The sequence below is a fragment of the Pseudomonas sp. S31 genome (genome assembly GCF_016648105.1).
Taxonomy (GTDB): Bacteria; Pseudomonadota; Gammaproteobacteria; order Pseudomonadales; family Pseudomonadaceae; genus Aquipseudomonas.
This window is the reverse complement of sequence record NZ_JACVVE010000020.1, coordinates 76,810-92,599: the sequence shown is the minus strand read 5'-3', so window position 1 is coordinate 92,599 and position 15,790 is coordinate 76,810. Positions and strand designations below refer to the sequence as shown.

The following is a 15,790-nucleotide window of genomic DNA, read 5'->3' as shown; positions in this document are numbered from 1 at the left end:
GTCTCAGGCGGCCTGACGGGCGGTGACGAATGACGCCAGGGTGGCGACGTTGCTGAAATGGTTGCGGGTGTCCTTGGCATCGGCATCGATCTTGATGCCGTAGCGCTTCTGGATCGCCAGACCCAGTTCCAGCGCATCCACCGAGTCCAGGCCCAGGCCCTCGCCGAAGAGGGTCTGTTCGTCGCCGATATCCTGGACGCTGATGTCCTCCAGGCCGAGGGCGTCGATGATCAATTGCTTGAGATCACGGTTCAGGTCTTGCTGTGGCGCGCTCATCGGCGGCGAGCTCCTTGATGAAGTATTGATGCAGGTAATCGTTGAGCAGACGCGACGCCTTGGGCGCAGGGCCCAGGGCGGCGAAGGTCTGTGGGTCGATATCGGTACCGACACTGAGGCTGAAGTGCACGCGGCGGCCGGGAATGCGGTACCAAGGCTCGTTCTTGGTCAGTGTGCTGGGGCTGACGGTGATGGTGACCGGTGTGATGATCTTGGCACCGCGCAGGGCGATCGCAGCCGCGCCGCGATGAAAGGCCGGTGCCTGGCCTGGCGCGGTACGCGTGCCTTCGGGGAAGATCACCAGCGGTTGGCCTTGGCGCAGCGAATCGACCGCGGCATCGAGCATGTCCATGCTGCCGTCGTTGCCGATGTACTGCGCCTCGCTGACTGGGCCACGGGTGAAGGGGTTGTCGAACAGGCTTTGCTTGACCACGCAGTTGGCCTGGCGGACCAGGCCGATCAGGAACACGACATCGATCAGCGATGGGTGGTTGGCGATGATCATCTGGCCGGGTCTGCCGAGCCGTTCGGCGCCATCGATCTGGTAGGTGAGCACACCGCTCGCCTGCATGAAGCGCACGAAGCGCCAGAACAACCAGCTTATGGTCCGGCGTGCACGCTGGCGATGGCGTTCGGCGCCGCCGGGCAGGCAGGCCAGTAGTGGGAATACCAGCAGGCGCAGGCACAGGCCACCCAGGCCGAACAGGAAGAAGCTCGCGGCGGTCGCCAGCAGACGCCAATGGTAGGCGTCGCGCGGCCTGCTCACGGCTGTCGTTGCCAGTTCCATGTACGACGTTTCCATGAGTGAGTGAAAGAGTTGCAGCCAGTCAGCGAGGCTTTCAGCCAGCTGAGGCCGTTGGGCAGCTCGGTGGGCTGGCCGCCGGAGTCGCCTCCGAGGCTCAGTTGCCATTGCTGGCCGGGCGTTATCAGCAGCGCCATGGCATAGGAAAACGGCACGTCCTCGACCCACGGGCTGTAGGCAGTGGGTGGCTGTTCCTCGGTGACGACCAGCAGTACGGCGGGTACGCCTTCGGCCAACAGCGTCGCGGCCTCCATCATGCCGTTCTCGAACCCGTCACCGGCTGCTGCGAGGGCGGTCATCTCGCTGGTCGAACCCTTCAGGATCGACCACAGGCCGATCACCGCGTTGTGCACCGACAGGCTGAACTGGGTAGGCGACAGCGGCTGGCCAGCGGCAAGGTCGCTGAGGATCGAGAAGGTCCGTGGCGTTTCACCATGACGCGAGACGAATACCAGCGGCAGTTGCTCATGGCCTTCGGCCAGTGGCCAAGCCACGGCGAAGGCCATGCGTGCCAGATGGCTGAGGCGGCGACGCTGCATGGCTGGCAGGAACGCCACGTCCGGTGCGCAAGCGGTGCCACTGGTGGGCTGCTGGCCATTGGCCCAGGCCTGCCAATCGGCAGGCGTCGAGAGGCCCGGGGCCCAAGCGCGCCAATGGCTGATATCGAAAGTGATCACGGTGTTTCTTGATTCCCGCCCTGAGGGACTTCCTTGCCGAGGGGATGACTCGGCGAAACGACCTGGCAGGGTGGCGCATTCATCGAGTGGCGCGCATTATCCCGGTGCTGAGGTCATGTATCAATGCATAGCGTTTCAATCAGACATTCACTACGGCTCGGCATGACATGCTCTGATTCGATATGTGCGCCTTTTCCGACAGTCGGTCCGAGCAAGGTTGTCGGTCGGCAGCGCATCCAACTTGAATGAAGAATGCTGGCCAATGCCGCTTCCCCGCCACATACTCGGGCATTCGTTGATACACGGAGGTCTGTCATGCGGCGTGTGGTGTTCAATCAGAAAGGTGGCGTGGGCAAGTCGAGCATCGCCTGCAACCTGGCGGCGGTCAGTGCCAGTGAAGGCTACCGGACCCTGCTGATCGACCTGGATGCCCAGGCCAACTCGACCCAGTACCTGACCGGCCTGACCGGTGAGGACATTCCCATGGGCATCGCCGACTTCTTCAAGCAGAGCCTCTCCAGCGGGCCGTTCAGCAAGAAGAACAAGGTCGATATCTACGAAACGCCGTTCGACAACCTGCACGTGGTCACGGCCACCCCGGAGCTTGCCGACCTGCAGCCCAAGCTCGAGGCCAAGCACAAGATCAACAAGCTGCGTAAGTTGCTCGACGAGCTGGACGAGGACTACGAGCGGATCTATATCGATACGCCACCGGCGTTGAATTTCTACGCGGTTTCAGCGTTGATCGCCGCAGATCGAGTGCTGATTCCCTTCGACTGCGACAGCTTCTCGCGCCAGGCCTTGTACGGCCTTCTGGCCGAGATCGAGGAGCTCAAGGACGACCACAACGAGGACCTGGTGGTCGAGGGCATCGTGGTCAACCAGTTCCAGTCCCGTGCCAGCCTGCCCCAGCAGATGCTCGACGAGCTGCTGGCCGAGGGGTTGCCGGTGCTGCCGGTGTACCTGGGTAGCTCGGTGAAGATGCGCGAATCTCACCACGCCAGCCTGCCGCTGATCCACCTGGAGCCGCGGCACAAGCTGACCCAGCAGTTTGTCGAGTTGCACGACCTGCTTGAGGGCAGTGAGTAATCGTTACATTCCAATCGTTGCGCAACACCTGAGCCCCCTCCATGATCTCCCAAAACGGGAGATCTGCTTGGGTGCGTGTGATTGCAAAAGCGCTATGACGAGATTGACGTGGAGACAATCTGTGAATATTAAGCCGATCCGCAATGATGATGATCTTCGGGAAGCGTTCCAGCGACTTGAAGCCATTTTCCAGGCTGAAGCTGGCACGCCTGAAGCTGATGAAATGGAAGTGCTTGTAGCTTTGATCGAAGTGTACGAAAACAAGCACTAGCCTATCCACCCAGCCGACCCCATCGAGGCGATCAAGTTTTGTATGGATCAGCAAGGCCTTACGCCTCGGGATCTCGAGCCGTTTATCGGGCCGAGTGGGCGGGTATCGGAGGTTTTGAATGGCAAGCGTGGACTTAGCCTTTCCATGATCAAGCGCCTGCACGATGGCCTTCGCATCCCCTACGAATCCTTGTTGGCAAACGCCTAGACCCCCTGGCTGCGCAACCAGTCCAGCAACGACTGCAGTGGAAACGCCCCCGCCTGGCGGCTGACTTCGCGGCCGTTCTTGAACAGGATCAGGCTGGGGATCGAGCGGATGCCCAGTTGCCCGGCGAGGTTGCGATTGGCTTCGCTGTCGAGCTTGGCCAGGCGGCAGCGACCGCTGAGCTGGCGGGCGGCCTGTTCGAAGGTCGGGGCGAAGGACTTGCAGGGGCCGCACCAGTCGGCCCAGACGTCGACCAGCAGCGGCAGGTCGCCCTTGATCTGGCTGGCGTAGCTGGCTTCAGTGAGTTCGAAGGGCGTATTGAGCAGCACGTCCCGTTTGCAGCGGCCGCATTTCGGCGCATCGCCCAGGCGCGCCGCCGGCAGGCGGTTGAGGCCGTTGCAATGGGGGCATGGGATTACCAGTGGGTCGGACATTTCATCTCCAGTAGGTCTGTCACGGTCCCCTGTAGGAGCGGGTTTACCCGCGAAGAATACGACGCGGTGCATGGCACCGGCTTTGCCGGTGTTCGCGGGTGAACCCGCTCCTACAGGGGCCGGCGTTGATCAGGACGAGCAGCTGATTTCCAGGTGCTTGCCCCACTCAGGTGGGCGCTCGGCATAGGCCTGCATGCCAGCTTGCTCTTCGAAGGGATTGGTCAGGACGTGGTGCAGCCGCCGCACTTCACTGTAATCCCCGGCTTCTGCCGCTTCGATGGCTTTTTGTGCCAGGTAATTGCGCAGCACGTACAGTGGGTTCACTGCATGCATACGCTCGCGGCGTCCTTCGGCGTTACCGGCCTCGCGCTCGCATCTCGCCTGGTAATCCACACCCCACGCATCAAAACCGGCCAGATCGACGAAGTCATCGCGTACCACCTTGAGCGCCTCGGCCACTGGCTGCTCGCCCAGCCGGCGGAAGAACAGGTTGTAGTCCACGCCACCGCTCTGCATGCGCTGCAGCAGCCGCTCGACCAGCGCCATGTCGTCGTCCTCGGCGGTGGTCAGGCCCAGGCGCCGGCGCATGAGGTCCAGGTAATGGGCCTGGTAAAGCGGCAGGAACAGGCCCAGCGCTTGCTTCAGTGGTTCTACCTCGATCACCGTGGTCAGCGCCTGGGCCAGCGCGCTGAGGTTCCAGTGAGCGATGGGCACCTGGTTGGCGTAGCTGTAGCGGCCACGGTCGTCGGAGTGGTTGCAGATGAAGTTGGCGTCGAAGTCGTCGAGGAAGGCGAACGGGCCGAAATCGAAGGTGATGCCCAGGATCGACATGTTGTCGGTGTTCATCACGCCATGGCAGAAGCCATAGGCCTGCCAGCGCGCGATCAGCTCGGCGTTGCGCTCGACGATGGTGCGGAACATGGCCAGGTAGGGCTGTTCGGCGTCACGGCACTCGGGGTAGTGCTGTTCCAGCACATGGTCGATCAACAGCCGTTGCTGCTCGGGCTGTTTGGTGTAGTAGAAATACTCGAAGTGGCCGAAGCGCACGTGGCTGTGCGCCAGGCGTGTGAGCATGGCAGCGCTCTCGCGGGTTTCGCGCCAGACCGGGGTGCTCGAGCCGATCACGCACAGCGCACGGCTGGTCGGGATGCCGAGGGCATGCAGGGCTTCGCTGGCCAGGAACTCGCGGATCGACGAACGCAGCACGGCGCGGCCATCGCCCATGCGCGAATACGGCGTCTGGCCGGCGCCCTTGAGGTGCAGGTCCCAGTGCTCGCCGGCATCGTTGAGCGCTTCGGCCAGCAGCAGCCCTCGGCCATCGCCCAGGCGTGGGTTGTACGAGCCGAACTGGTGGCCGGAATAGACCATCGCCCGCGGGTCGGCCTGGTCCCAGAGCTTGGCGCCGCTGAATAGCTCGGCGAACACGGGCAGCTCGGCCTGGGCCGGGTCGAGGTCGAGCAGGGCCATGGCCGACTCGCTCGCCACTACAAGGCGCGGCTCGGCGATCGGCTCGGGCAGGACCTGGGTGGAGAACGCATCGCCCAGGCGGGCGAAGCGGTTGTCGAAGGTGAGTTGGTCGAGGGCTTTCACGGGGCCGGCTCCTGGCTTTCGGTGGCAGGGGCCGCGTTGCGGCCCTTCGCGGGTGAACCCGCTCCTACAGGGGCAGTATCGCGCCTGAGAGCGGCGCGGCTCCTGTAGGAGCGGGTTTACCCGCGAACGAGGGCGAAGCCCTCGCTGGCATTCTGGGCGTTCATGCCCTATGGAGTCCACTCACACCGGCTGAGTGCCATCCGATTTCGGCTGCTCCATGGGTATCAGCTGCTGCTTGCCACCCTTGGCATCCATCAGGAACACCTCGACCTGGCGGACCGAGATCTTGATGCCGTGCGCCTTGAACTCGCGATTGATGTAGCGGTTGATCTCGTCCAGCGTCGGGTTGCGGTCGCCCAGGTCGCGCACGTGCATGCGCAACTCGTGGTCCAGCGAGCTTTCGCCGAAGTTGAGGAAGTACACGATCGGCTCCGGGTCCTTGAGCACCCGCGGGTTTTCATGGGCGCCCTTGAGCAGCAACTCGCGCACCAGGTCCAGGTCCGAGCCGTAGTCGATGCCCAGTTTCAGTGTCACCCGGGTGACCGTGTCGGTCAGCGACCAGTTGATCAGCTGGCCGGTGATGAAGGTCTTGTTGGGGACGATGATGTCCTTGCGGTCGAAGTCGGTGATGGTGGTGGCGCGGATGCGGATCTTGCTCACCGTGCCCGACAGGTTGCCGATGGTGATGGTGTCGCCGATGCGTACCGGGCGCTCGAACAGGATCATGATGCCGGAGATGAAGTTGGCGAAGATCTCCTGCATGCCGAAGCCCAGGCCGACCGATAGCGCCGCCACCAGCCATTGCAGCTTGTCCCAGCTGACCCCGAGGGTCGACAGGGTGCTGACGATACCGACGCCGACGATGGTGTACGACAGCAGCGTGGTGGTGGCGTAGGCGCTGCCTTGTGCCAGGTTCAGGCGCGACAGCACCAGTACTTCGAGCAGGCCGGGCAGGTTGCCGGCCAGGGCGAAGGTGATGCCGACGATCACCAGCGCGCCGAGCAGGTCGCCGAGGCTGATCGGCACCATGCTGGCGGCGGCGCCGGTGCCGCTGGTGTATTCGTAGAGGGTGACGTTGTTGAGGTAGGCGAACACCGAGATCAGGTCCGACCAGACCCAGTACAGGCCGGCGATGAAACCGCCGAGCAGGGCCAGGCGAATCAGGCGCAGCGACTGCTGGTTGACCTGCTCGATGTCCAGGGTCGGCTCTTCGCTGATCACCTCGCCGTCGAGCCCTTCCTTGGCCGCCGCGCGCTTGCTCAGGGCCCGTTGGTAGGCCAGGCGCCGTGCCGCCACCGACAGGCCACGGACGAACGCCGCCTCGATCACCAGCCAGAACAGCAGCAGGTAGAGGGTGTAGATCAGCCGGTCGGTGAGTTTCAGCGCCGTGTAGTAGTAGCCGAAGCACACCGCCACGAACAGGGCGATCGGCAGTGCGGTGAAGGCCACTCCGACCGCCTTGCGGAACAGCGAGGTGTCGCGGTGCGCCGGGCTGCTGAGCAACAGGCGGCTGAGCAGCCAGGCCATCAGCGCATAGCAGGTGAGCACGATGCCGATGCCCAGCACGTCGTCGGCCAAGGCCGACGGCTGGTGCTCGGCCACCGCCACCACACCGACCAGCGCCAGCACCACGGTGCCGAGGCGACGCACCCAGCCACGCAGGAACTCGACCTGCGGCTTGTGCCAGCGGAAGTGAATCTCTGCCACCCCGCCGGGCGCGAGGATACGGTAGGCGGTGTAGAACACCAGCCAGGCCTGGGCCAGTTGCCACAGCGCCGCGCCAAGGTTGGCGTTCTGCCCGCGGGCGTCGATCTGCAGGGCATAGCTGCACAGCGCCAGGCCCAGGCTGACCGGCATCGCCAGGAGAATGTTGATCAGGATCGCCTGGGGCGTGTGCCATTGGCTGTCACGACGGAAATGGCCGATGTCCTGGTGCACCTTGTCCAGGCGCTGGTACAGGTACTTGCGCCGCCACAGCAGCGCGCCGATCACCAGTAGCAGGGGCAGGAACAGCAGCGGACGCTGGCTGAGGCCATCGGCCAGTTCCTTGACCCCCGAACTCCACGGCAGGCTGGCGACCTGGTCGACGAAGCGCTCGGGCACGAAGCTCAGCCAGTCCCAGTCCAGCGCCTTGTTGCTGGGGATCCAGAACATCTGCTCTTCGAGGGTGGTGCGCAGGCCTTGGGCGGTGCCGAGCAACTGCTTCTGGTTGAGCTGCAGGGTGATCGATTCGTTGAGCAGCGCCGACAGTTCGCGGTTGAGCCGCTCGAGCAGGTCGCTGCGGGTGATCGCGACTTCCAGCAGGGCCTTGCGCAGTTGCGGCGTGGCCTGCTCCTGGGGTTGGCTGGCCAGCAGCTTGTCGACGTAGGCCAGCGGGCTGCTCATCTGCTCGCGCTGCTGGTTGACCTCGAACTGGTACAGGCGGATATCGGCGATCTGGTCGGCCAGGTCGCGGTCGACCTTCAGGTGCGGCAGTGCCTGTTTCTGCTTGTAGAGGATCTTCGACAGCAACAGGCTGCCCTTGAGCACGTTGATCTGCTCGTCCAGGGCCTGGTCGGCCTGGGTCAGGCTGTCCAGTTGCTGCTTGGTGCGCAGGTTCTGCTGGGTCAGTTCGTTGAGCCGGTCGGTGCTCTTGAGCAGATAGTCGGAGAGCTTGAGGTTGGCCGCGCTTTCGGTGGCCAGCAAGGTGCTGCCGCCGGCCTTCTGCGCCTCGATCGATTGCTGGGTCACGGTTTGCTGTGACTGCGCCAGGCGCTTGTCGTTGATCAGCGTCTGCAGGTCCTGGATCTCCTGCTCCAGGCGTGCGGCGCGTTCGATCAGCAGGTCGTGGCGGGCGTTGCCGAGGTCCTGCAATTGCCCGTTGCCGGCCAGCTCCTGGCGGCGCAGCAGGGTCAGGGCATTGAGCGAGGCCAGCTCGGCGGTGAGCTGGTTGCGCTGGTCGGCGTTGATCGGCTTGCCGTCGACTTTGCCGCTCTTGAGGGCGTTGTTGATCTGCTGGGTGCGGGTCTGGTTGTTGCTGATCTCGGCCTGGGCCCGCTCCGGGCGTGTCTGCGAGTTGATGATCAGGCTGTTGGCTTCGGACAGGGCTTTTTGCAGCTCGCCCTGCTGGGTGCTGCGCTCGCTGAGCAGCTGTTCGAGTTGCGGCACGTTGAGGTCGGCGTAGCGCTGGGCTACCGGCACGCTCTTGCTGCCCTTGAGCTTGGACAGCTCGCGCTGGCTTTCGGTGGTTTCCTTGGGCGCATTGGCCAATTGCTGCTTGAGGTCGGCGAGCTTCCTCTCGCTGTCCTCGGCGCTGGCAAGCAGGCCCAGGGTCTGCTCGAGCACCTGCTGCAAGGCCTTCTGCTCGGCCTCGGGCAGCTTGCGCTCGGCGATCTTGTCGAGGCTGTTCTGGATGCTGGCGGTGGTTGGCGCCTCGGCCGCGAACGTCGTGAACGAGAAGGATAGGCACAGCCCCAGCAGGGCTGCGCGGAGGGACACGCGCAGGGACATAGGCAGACTACTTGTGGATCAGGCTGAGAGGGAGTTTAGAGGAACAATCCTGGACCTGGTCGCGTTCCTTCGGGGAATCTGACGCCCACTTTCTGGATCTTGTTCCCGTCCATGGTCGCCACGGTCCAGATCGTCCCGTGCCATTCGACCTGGTCGCCTACTACTGGAGCGCCTCCGACCTTCTGTCGGATGAACTGCGCCAGCGGCATTTTCGCATCCAGCCCATCGAGTTTCAGGCCGTACAACGCCGCCACCGCGCCCAGTTCGGCATCGCCCTCGAGGACGAAGTCGCCGAAGAAGCGCAGGTCGAGCCCACGCTGCGGTGCCTGGCTGAACAACTTGCCGAGCGCCGGCAGGTTGTGTTCATGGCCGATCACGCAGAGCATGTCGCCGACTTCGAGCACGGTACTGCCCGAGGGGTGCAGCAGTTGCTCGCCGCGAAACAGCGCGGCGATACGGGTGCCCTCGGGCATCTTCAGCTCGCGCAAGGCGGCACCGATGCACCACTTTTCCGCGCCCAGGCGGTAGACGAACAGCTCCCATTCGCTGGTGATGTGCACCTCCAGCGCCGAGCGCGAGATCGGCGCCGGGTCCGGTGGTACGGTGACTTTCAGCAGCTTGGCCATCCACGGCAGGCTGGTGCCTTGCACCAGCAGCGACACCAGCACGATGAAGAACGCCAGGTTGAAGAACAGCTGGGCGTCCGGCAGGCCGGCCATCAGCGGGAACACCGCGAGGATGATCGGTACCGCGCCGCGCAGGCCGACCCACGAGATGAAGCCTTTCTCGCGGCCATGGAAGGCCTTGAATGGCAGCAGGCTGGCGACTACCGACAGCGGCCGCGCGACGAGGATCATCCACAGCGCCAGGCCCAGGGCGGGCAGGGCGATGGGCAGCAGGTCGTGCGGGGTGACCAGCAGGCCGAGCACCAGGAACATGCCGATCTGCGCCAGCCAGGCCATGCCATCGAGCATGTGCAGGATGCCGTGGCGGCTGCGGATCGGCCTGTTGCCCAGCACCAGGCCGCACAGGTATACGGCGAGGAAGCCACTGCCATGCAGGGCGTTGGTCAGCGAGAACACCACCAGGCCACCGGCCACCACCAGGATCGGGTAGAGGCCGCCGGCCAGGTTGATGCGGTTGACCAGTTGCAGCATCAACCAGCCGCCGCCCAGGCCCAGCAAACCGCCGATGCCGAACTCGCGCAGCAGGTGGGTGAGCAGGCTCCAGTGCAGGCCGGTCTGGCCGCTGGCGATCATGTCGATGAGGGTGACGGTGAGGAACACCGCCATCGGGTCGTTGCTGCCCGACTCGATTTCCAGGGTCGCCGTGACCCGTTCGTTCAGGCCCTTGCCGCCGAGCAGCGAGAACACCGCCGCCGCGTCGGTGGAGCCGACGATGGCGCCGATCAGCAGGCCCTGGATCAGGCTCAGGTCGAACAGCCAGGCGGCGACCATGCCGGTCAGGGCGGTGGTGATCATCACCCCGACAGTGGCCAGCGACAGGGCCGGCCATAGCGCCACGCGGAAGCTGGCCACGCGGGTGCGCAGGCCGCCGTCGAGCAGGATTACCGCCAGCGCCAGGTTGCCCACCAGGTAGGCGGTCGGGTAGTTGTTGAAGATGATGCCGCCACCATCGACCCCGGCGACCATGCCGACGGCGAGGATGATGACCAGGATCGGGATGCCCAGGCGCGACGACAGCGAACTGACCAGGATACTTGCGCCCACCAGCAATGCGCCGATCAGGAACAGGCTGTTGATGGTGCTGGCATCCAAAAGGTAGTACTCCAAAGAGGCAATGGGAAAGGAACCTATAGGAGGTACCTGCAGGTCGCGTGCCAGTCGATTTAACCTGTTGCGTTGGTTATGTGTCAAAACGCAATTGGGTAGACATAGTTACCGCATCGAGGGTGCAGCAGATCGGGATGCTGACTGGCGGACCCATGTGGGTCCTTCCAAGGAACCGATCATGAGCCATACCCCCAGATTTCCCGGATATCTCGATCAGGCAAACAGCCCGGACAACCCACACCGACGCGTTTTGAGCGAGGGTGCCGGCGACACGACCGGCCAGGCGCCTTCTCCCTCTCTCCAGCAGGTGTTCGAGCGCCAGACACCGCTGGTCGTACAGACTCCGGAGGCATTTGCCGCTCAGCAACTGCGCACGCTTCTGGTCAAGCATGGTATCGACGATGACCCGGACGATCTGCTGCTCGTCACCCTGGTGCTGCGCTATGTGACGGTCAAGCCGGGCCCGTGGAAAGCGCAGATGAGCCATAGCATGTCCTTGATCCAGGCGGCGATCGGCAACTGGCAGAAGCGCGGTGTCGGTAGCTGGGGGGATCACTTGGCCCATCCCCTGGCATGGCGAGAGGCTGGTTACGACGTGCGTGAGCTGGGTACGTTGAGCAAGCTGGAGCTGGCGTATAGCGATTCGTACGATGCCATCTACCGACGCGCATCGCCTCAGGCATACGCGCCATCCAACCAGGTGAAGCTCGATCCCCAGGTGTTCAAGCAGTTTGTCTGGGACATGCAGTTGCAGACGCACTACCTGAAGTCTTTGGATCGGTTCTGGGCCGAGCATGAGCAGCACTACGCCATGCAGTGCAAAGGCAACCTGGTACGTGCGGTATTGCTGCAACGCAGCGAGGGCTCACTCAGCCAGTTGCATGCCGACATCGTACTTGGCAGCCTCATGCTGGATCGGGACACCCGTTGGGAGAGCACCAGTTACCGCTATTTCGCCGGCAGCCGCGTTTCGGCCAATCACTCCTTGCGAGAGCTGCGCATCTACGGCTACGTGGCTACCGACATCTTGATCATTCAGCGCAACGGTGCTGCAGATGTGGTTTTGTATCTGCCCGGTAATTCCTCGCCGTTGCACGGCTTTGCCAACTTTGAGGAGATGCGCGCCTGGATTACCCATTTATGCCGTGACCCTCAAAAGCGCGCTTCGCTCGCGAGCCATTTCAAGGCGGGCGACAGGGTCGATGGGGCGTTCCTCAGTGGTGTGGATACCGCTTTGCGAGGGATTTCGGTGTATCCGAAGATCCTCGACCAGGCAACCGGCATCTGGTCCCCACGCGCGATGATCGATGCCGGCAAGCGCCTACCCGATCCCATCACCCACATGGCCGAACAGGTCAAGGCGCGAGTCTATGCCGATGGCAAGTTTGAAATCGTCACGCGCAGGGATTTCTACGGCAAACGCTTGGCTACGGCCCTGGAGCTGATGATCAACGTGGTGGGTGGCGTGGCGTTGGTCTTTCCGGCATTGGTGCCGGTGGTTGCAGTGTTGGGGGCGGGGCTGCTGGCTGAGGGCATCGGTGAAGTGGTCGCAGCCAAGCGTAAGCACGATACCGAGCAAGGTTTGCAGCGTATCGTGTTCGGCTTGCTCAATGCCTTGCCTTTGGTGGGGGAGGCGGCGTCCCAGATGCAAGCCACCGAGGCCGTGATGACGGCCGAGGAGCGGCTTGCGGCAAAGGTCGTGAACAAAGCGCGATCGAAGGAACTGGACGAGTTGCGCGACATCGGACACCCCCCCGCACCGGATTGGAGCCTGCAGCCGGAGATGACCGCCGTTCGGCCGGTTCTGGATACGCTGGCATCGGATGCCAAGGCGCAACTGAAAGCGTTGAAGATCAGCGAGCCGATGGCGGTGAAGGGCGACGGCAAAGGAACATTCGTCTATCAAGGGCGGCTGTATGTGAGCCTGCGCGAGGAGATATACCGTGTCGAGTGGGTCGAACATGAGCAGGAGCTTTGTATTCGCTCGGCGCAAGATCCGCGGGTCTGGGGGCCTTTCCTGCGGGCACAGGAGAATGGTTACTGGGACCTTGATCTACGCCTGAAACTGCGGGGCGGTGGCCGTCATGTGAAGTTGCCCAAGCCAACCGTCACCGCCGTGCTGCGCCCCAGCCCCACGCAGATCGAAGGCATTGCCCAGCAGCCATTGATGGAGAAGATCAGCGTCACCTTGCCGATGGACCGCATCGGCAAGGACTACCTCGGCGAGTATACGGCGCGTTTGCCGTCCGGGACCCAAAGAGTTTTTTTCGATGCAGATGCCAGTTGCTGGCGAACCGTGCAAGAGGGCGAATACGTGTGGACCGACCTGGGCGGGCCGAAGGAAGTCGAAGGCCCTGAGTTCGATAAGCAAGGTGTCTACCTGAACAAGCCTGCCGCCAACCAGATGAAGTGCGGCAGTGCCAGTGATTTCGCTGCAGTGCGGCATACCTTGCCCAAGCCTGAGACCGTAGAGCATTTCACGTTCCCTCAACTGCCGCTGTTGCCTCTCGAGGCTCCCCCGTTACCGCGTGAAGTCGGCATGATCTGGGTGGGTGAGCGGGCTCCTGGTGCCAAGCTGGTCGAGCGCATGCGCGCCAATGTCGGCGCCAACCCGGACTACGCTTTCACTCTGTATGTCGACGTTGAGCCGGGTGTTTCGCTCGATGCCGTGCGTGACGCTGGCGTGACCGTGCAGAACCTGCACGAGGAGGCCTGGTTCACGACATGGTCGGAACATGCGGATGGCCGGACATACCGGTATTTCAGACGTGGCAGCAACCACAACTATGCTGCGGCGTCGGACCCCTTGCGCTTTCGCCTGATCGAGGAAAAGGGTGGCGTTTACCTGGACTGCGACGACCAGCTTGTCCAACCGTTATCGAGCAAGCCGCTCAGGGCAACGGCTCATGATGTGCTGTTTGGAGAGCCCGTTGAACTGAGCTTGCCAGACGGGAAGCTCTACTTCGGCCCCAACAACAGCAATTTCGCCAGCCAAAGGAATAACCCACTGCTGCGCAAGATCGTCGACGATATCAACACCCGTTTCGATGGATTGCCGCGTTCGTTCCTGGATGCCCCCAGGCCCAGGTTCGACTTCAACAACCTGACCCAGGCTGACAAGGACTACATCGACAGGATTTTCCATGTCACCGGCCCGACCGGTATGGGGGAAACCATGCGGCGCCTGCGGCCGGACTACATGCTGTTTCCGTGGGGCTACCCACAGATAAAAGTGCAGGCTGAGGTGTACTCCGAACTGCGGCTTGCCGTGCTGGACCACTACTTCCCGTTGAGGGACCTGGTGAAGATGGGCGCCGAGCGCTCCTGGCAGCAGACCTGAGACGCTGAAAAAGCCAAAGGCACCCGTTCAGGTGCCTTTGACGCTCGCAACAGTCCTCAGGCCTGCTTCACCTCACGCATCGCCTTGCCCTTCACCGGTGCATCACCGGCTACATAGTACTTGGCGGTGCTGCGTGGGAGTGGCTTGCGACCACGGATCTTGTCCGAGATCTTCTCGGCGATCATGATCGTGGTGGCGTTGAGGTTGCCGGTGATGATGATCGGCATGATCGACGCATCCACCACGCGCAGGCCCTGCATGCCATGCACGCGGCCTTCGTTGTCGACCACGGCCATGTCGTCGCTGCCCATCTTGCACGAGCAGGACGGGTGGAAGGCGGTCTCGGCGTGTTCGCGGATGAACTTGTCCAGCTCCTCGTCCGTCTGCACATGCTCGCCCGGGCTGATCTCGCGGCCACGGTACGGGTCCAGCGCCGGTTGGGCCATGATCTCGCGGGTCAGGCGGATACCATCGCGGAACTCCTGCCAGTCCTGTTCGGTGGCCATGTAGTTGAACAGGATGCTCGGGTGCTGGCGCGGGTCCTTCGACTTGGCCTGGACACGGCCCCGGCTTGGCGAACGCATCGAGCCCATGTGCGCCTGGAAACCATGCTCCTTGACGCCGTTGGAGCCGTTGTAGTTGATCGCCACCGGCAGGAAGTGGTACTGGATGTTCGGCCACTCGAACTCGGGGCGGGTACGGATGAAACCGCCGGCCTCGAACTGGTTGCTGGCGCCGATGCCGGTGCCCTTGAACATCCACTCGGCGCCGATGGCCGGCTGGTTCCACCACAGCAGCGAAGGGTACAGCGATACCGGCTGGGTGCAGGCGTACTGCAGGTACAGCTCCAGGTGGTCCTGCAGGTTCTCGCCGACGCCCGGCAGGTCGTGCACCACCGGGATGTCGAGGCTTTCGAGCAGGGCGCGCGGGCCGACGCCGGAGCGCTGCAGCAGCTGCGGCGAAGCGATGGCACCAGAGCTGACGATCACTTCCTTGCGCGCACGGGCTTCGACGCGCTCTTCGCTGTCGCCGACCAGGTAGGTCACGCCAACGGCGCGCTTGCCGTCGAACAGCACGCGGTCGCTCAGGGCGTGGGTGACGATGGTCAGGTTCGGGCGTTTCTTCGACTGGTCCAAGTAGCCGCGAGCGGTGCTCGAGCGACGACCCTGCTTGGTCACGGTGCGGTCCATCGGACCGAAGCCTTCCTGCTGGTAGCCGTTGAGGTCCTCGGTGCGCGGGTAGCCGGCCTGCACGCCGGCTTCGACCATGGCGTGGAACAGCGGGTTGTTGCCGGCCTTGGGCGTGGTCACGCTGACCGGGCCTTCGCCGCCGTGGTAGTCGTTGGGGCCGATGTCGCGGGTTTCGGCCTTGCGGAAGTACGGCAGGCAGTCGAGGTAGGTCCAGTCTTCCAGGCCTGGCAGTTTCGCCCAGCCGTCGAAGTCCATGGCATTACCGCGGATGTAGCACATGCCGTTGATCAGCGACGAGCCACCCAGGCCCTTGCCGCGGCCACATTCCATGCGGCGGCCGTCCATGTGCGGCTCCGGGTCGGTCTCGTAGGCCCAGTTGTAGCGCCGGCCCTGCAGCGGAAAGGCCAGGGCGGCTGGCATCTGGGTGCGGAAGTCGAAGCGGTAGTCGGGGCCACCGGCTTCGAGCAGCAGGACCGTGACGCTGGCGTCTTCGGTCAGGCGGGTGGCCAGGGTGTTACCGGCGGAACCTGCGCCGACGATGATGTAATCGAATTCTTGGGACATGAACGTACCCTCGTTTGGCGGTGATCAGGGAGCGAAAGCGCCCGTGCGCGAGGGCACGGGCGTGGCTGGAC

At 63.5% G+C, this 15,790-nt stretch carries 10 protein-coding genes and 1 pseudogene; 3 read left to right on the top strand and 8 right to left on the bottom strand.

Translation table 11 applies throughout. The features are described 5' to 3' along the window. Positions 1-3 precede the first annotated feature (3 nt). From IAE37_RS16155 to IAE37_RS16145, 3 genes are read right to left on the bottom strand one after another with little or no spacing between them, the layout of a single operon-like run. Positions 4-276 carry a phosphopantetheine-binding protein gene (locus IAE37_RS16155; RefSeq protein ID WP_201175143.1) on the bottom strand — a complete coding sequence of 91 codons (273 nt, stop codon included), beginning with the start codon at positions 274-276 and terminating at the stop codon, positions 4-6. Beyond that, positions 245-1,063, bottom strand: coding sequence for a lysophospholipid acyltransferase family protein (locus IAE37_RS16150; RefSeq protein ID WP_201175142.1), 819 nt, complete (start codon positions 1,061-1,063; stop codon positions 245-247). The genes IAE37_RS16155 and IAE37_RS16150 overlap by 32 nt, the downstream gene beginning before the upstream one ends. Then, on the bottom strand, positions 1,039-1,755 hold the full coding sequence (locus IAE37_RS16145) for a beta-ketoacyl synthase chain length factor (RefSeq protein WP_201175140.1): 717 nt from the start codon (positions 1,753-1,755) through the stop codon (positions 1,039-1,041). The genes IAE37_RS16150 and IAE37_RS16145 overlap by 25 nt, the downstream gene beginning before the upstream one ends. Positions 1,756-2,070: 315 nt before the next feature. On the opposite strand from IAE37_RS16145, the gene IAE37_RS16140 reads away from it, so the two are divergent. Further along, positions 2,071-2,844: a ParA family protein gene (locus tag IAE37_RS16140; RefSeq protein WP_201175138.1), complete on the top strand. Its 774-nt coding sequence runs from the start codon at positions 2,071-2,073 to the stop codon at positions 2,842-2,844. Between the two features lie 121 nt (positions 2,845-2,965). After that, positions 2,966-3,322: pseudogene (locus IAE37_RS28830) on the top strand (helix-turn-helix domain-containing protein). Here IAE37_RS28830 and trxC read toward each other — a convergent pair. The 4 genes from trxC to IAE37_RS16115 form a co-directional block, all read right to left on the bottom strand. After that, positions 3,319-3,753, bottom strand: a complete 435-nt coding sequence (trxC, locus tag IAE37_RS16130) for a thioredoxin TrxC (protein WP_201175134.1) — start codon at positions 3,751-3,753, stop codon at positions 3,319-3,321. The pseudogene IAE37_RS28830 and the gene trxC sit on opposite strands and share 4 nt — an antisense overlap. Positions 3,754-3,882: 129 nt before the next feature. Continuing rightward, positions 3,883-5,343: a protein adenylyltransferase SelO gene (selO, locus tag IAE37_RS16125; RefSeq protein WP_201175132.1), complete on the bottom strand. Its 1,461-nt coding sequence runs from the start codon at positions 5,341-5,343 to the stop codon at positions 3,883-3,885. A gap of 180 nt (positions 5,344-5,523) precedes the next feature. Then, a complete protein-coding gene (gene mscK, locus IAE37_RS16120) occupies positions 5,524-8,832 on the bottom strand; it encodes a mechanosensitive channel MscK (RefSeq protein WP_201175130.1) in 3,309 nt (1,102 codons plus the stop codon). A 35-nt stretch (positions 8,833-8,867) separates the two neighbouring features. Beyond that, positions 8,868-10,610, bottom strand: a complete 1,743-nt coding sequence (locus tag IAE37_RS16115) for a potassium/proton antiporter (protein ID WP_201175129.1) — start codon at positions 10,608-10,610, stop codon at positions 8,868-8,870. A gap of 193 nt (positions 10,611-10,803) precedes the next feature. Here IAE37_RS16115 and IAE37_RS16110 point away from each other — a divergent pair, with 193 nt between their 5' ends. Further along, positions 10,804-13,965, top strand: a complete 3,162-nt coding sequence (locus IAE37_RS16110) for a DUF308 domain-containing protein (RefSeq protein ID WP_201175128.1) — start codon at positions 10,804-10,806, stop codon at positions 13,963-13,965. 56 nt (positions 13,966-14,021) lie between these two features. On the opposite strand, the gene betA is transcribed toward IAE37_RS16110, so the two are convergent. Then, complete coding sequence (betA, locus tag IAE37_RS16105; RefSeq protein ID WP_201175127.1) at positions 14,022-15,719, bottom strand: choline dehydrogenase; 1,698 nt, start codon at positions 15,717-15,719, stop codon at positions 14,022-14,024. Positions 15,720-15,790 lie beyond the last annotated feature (71 nt).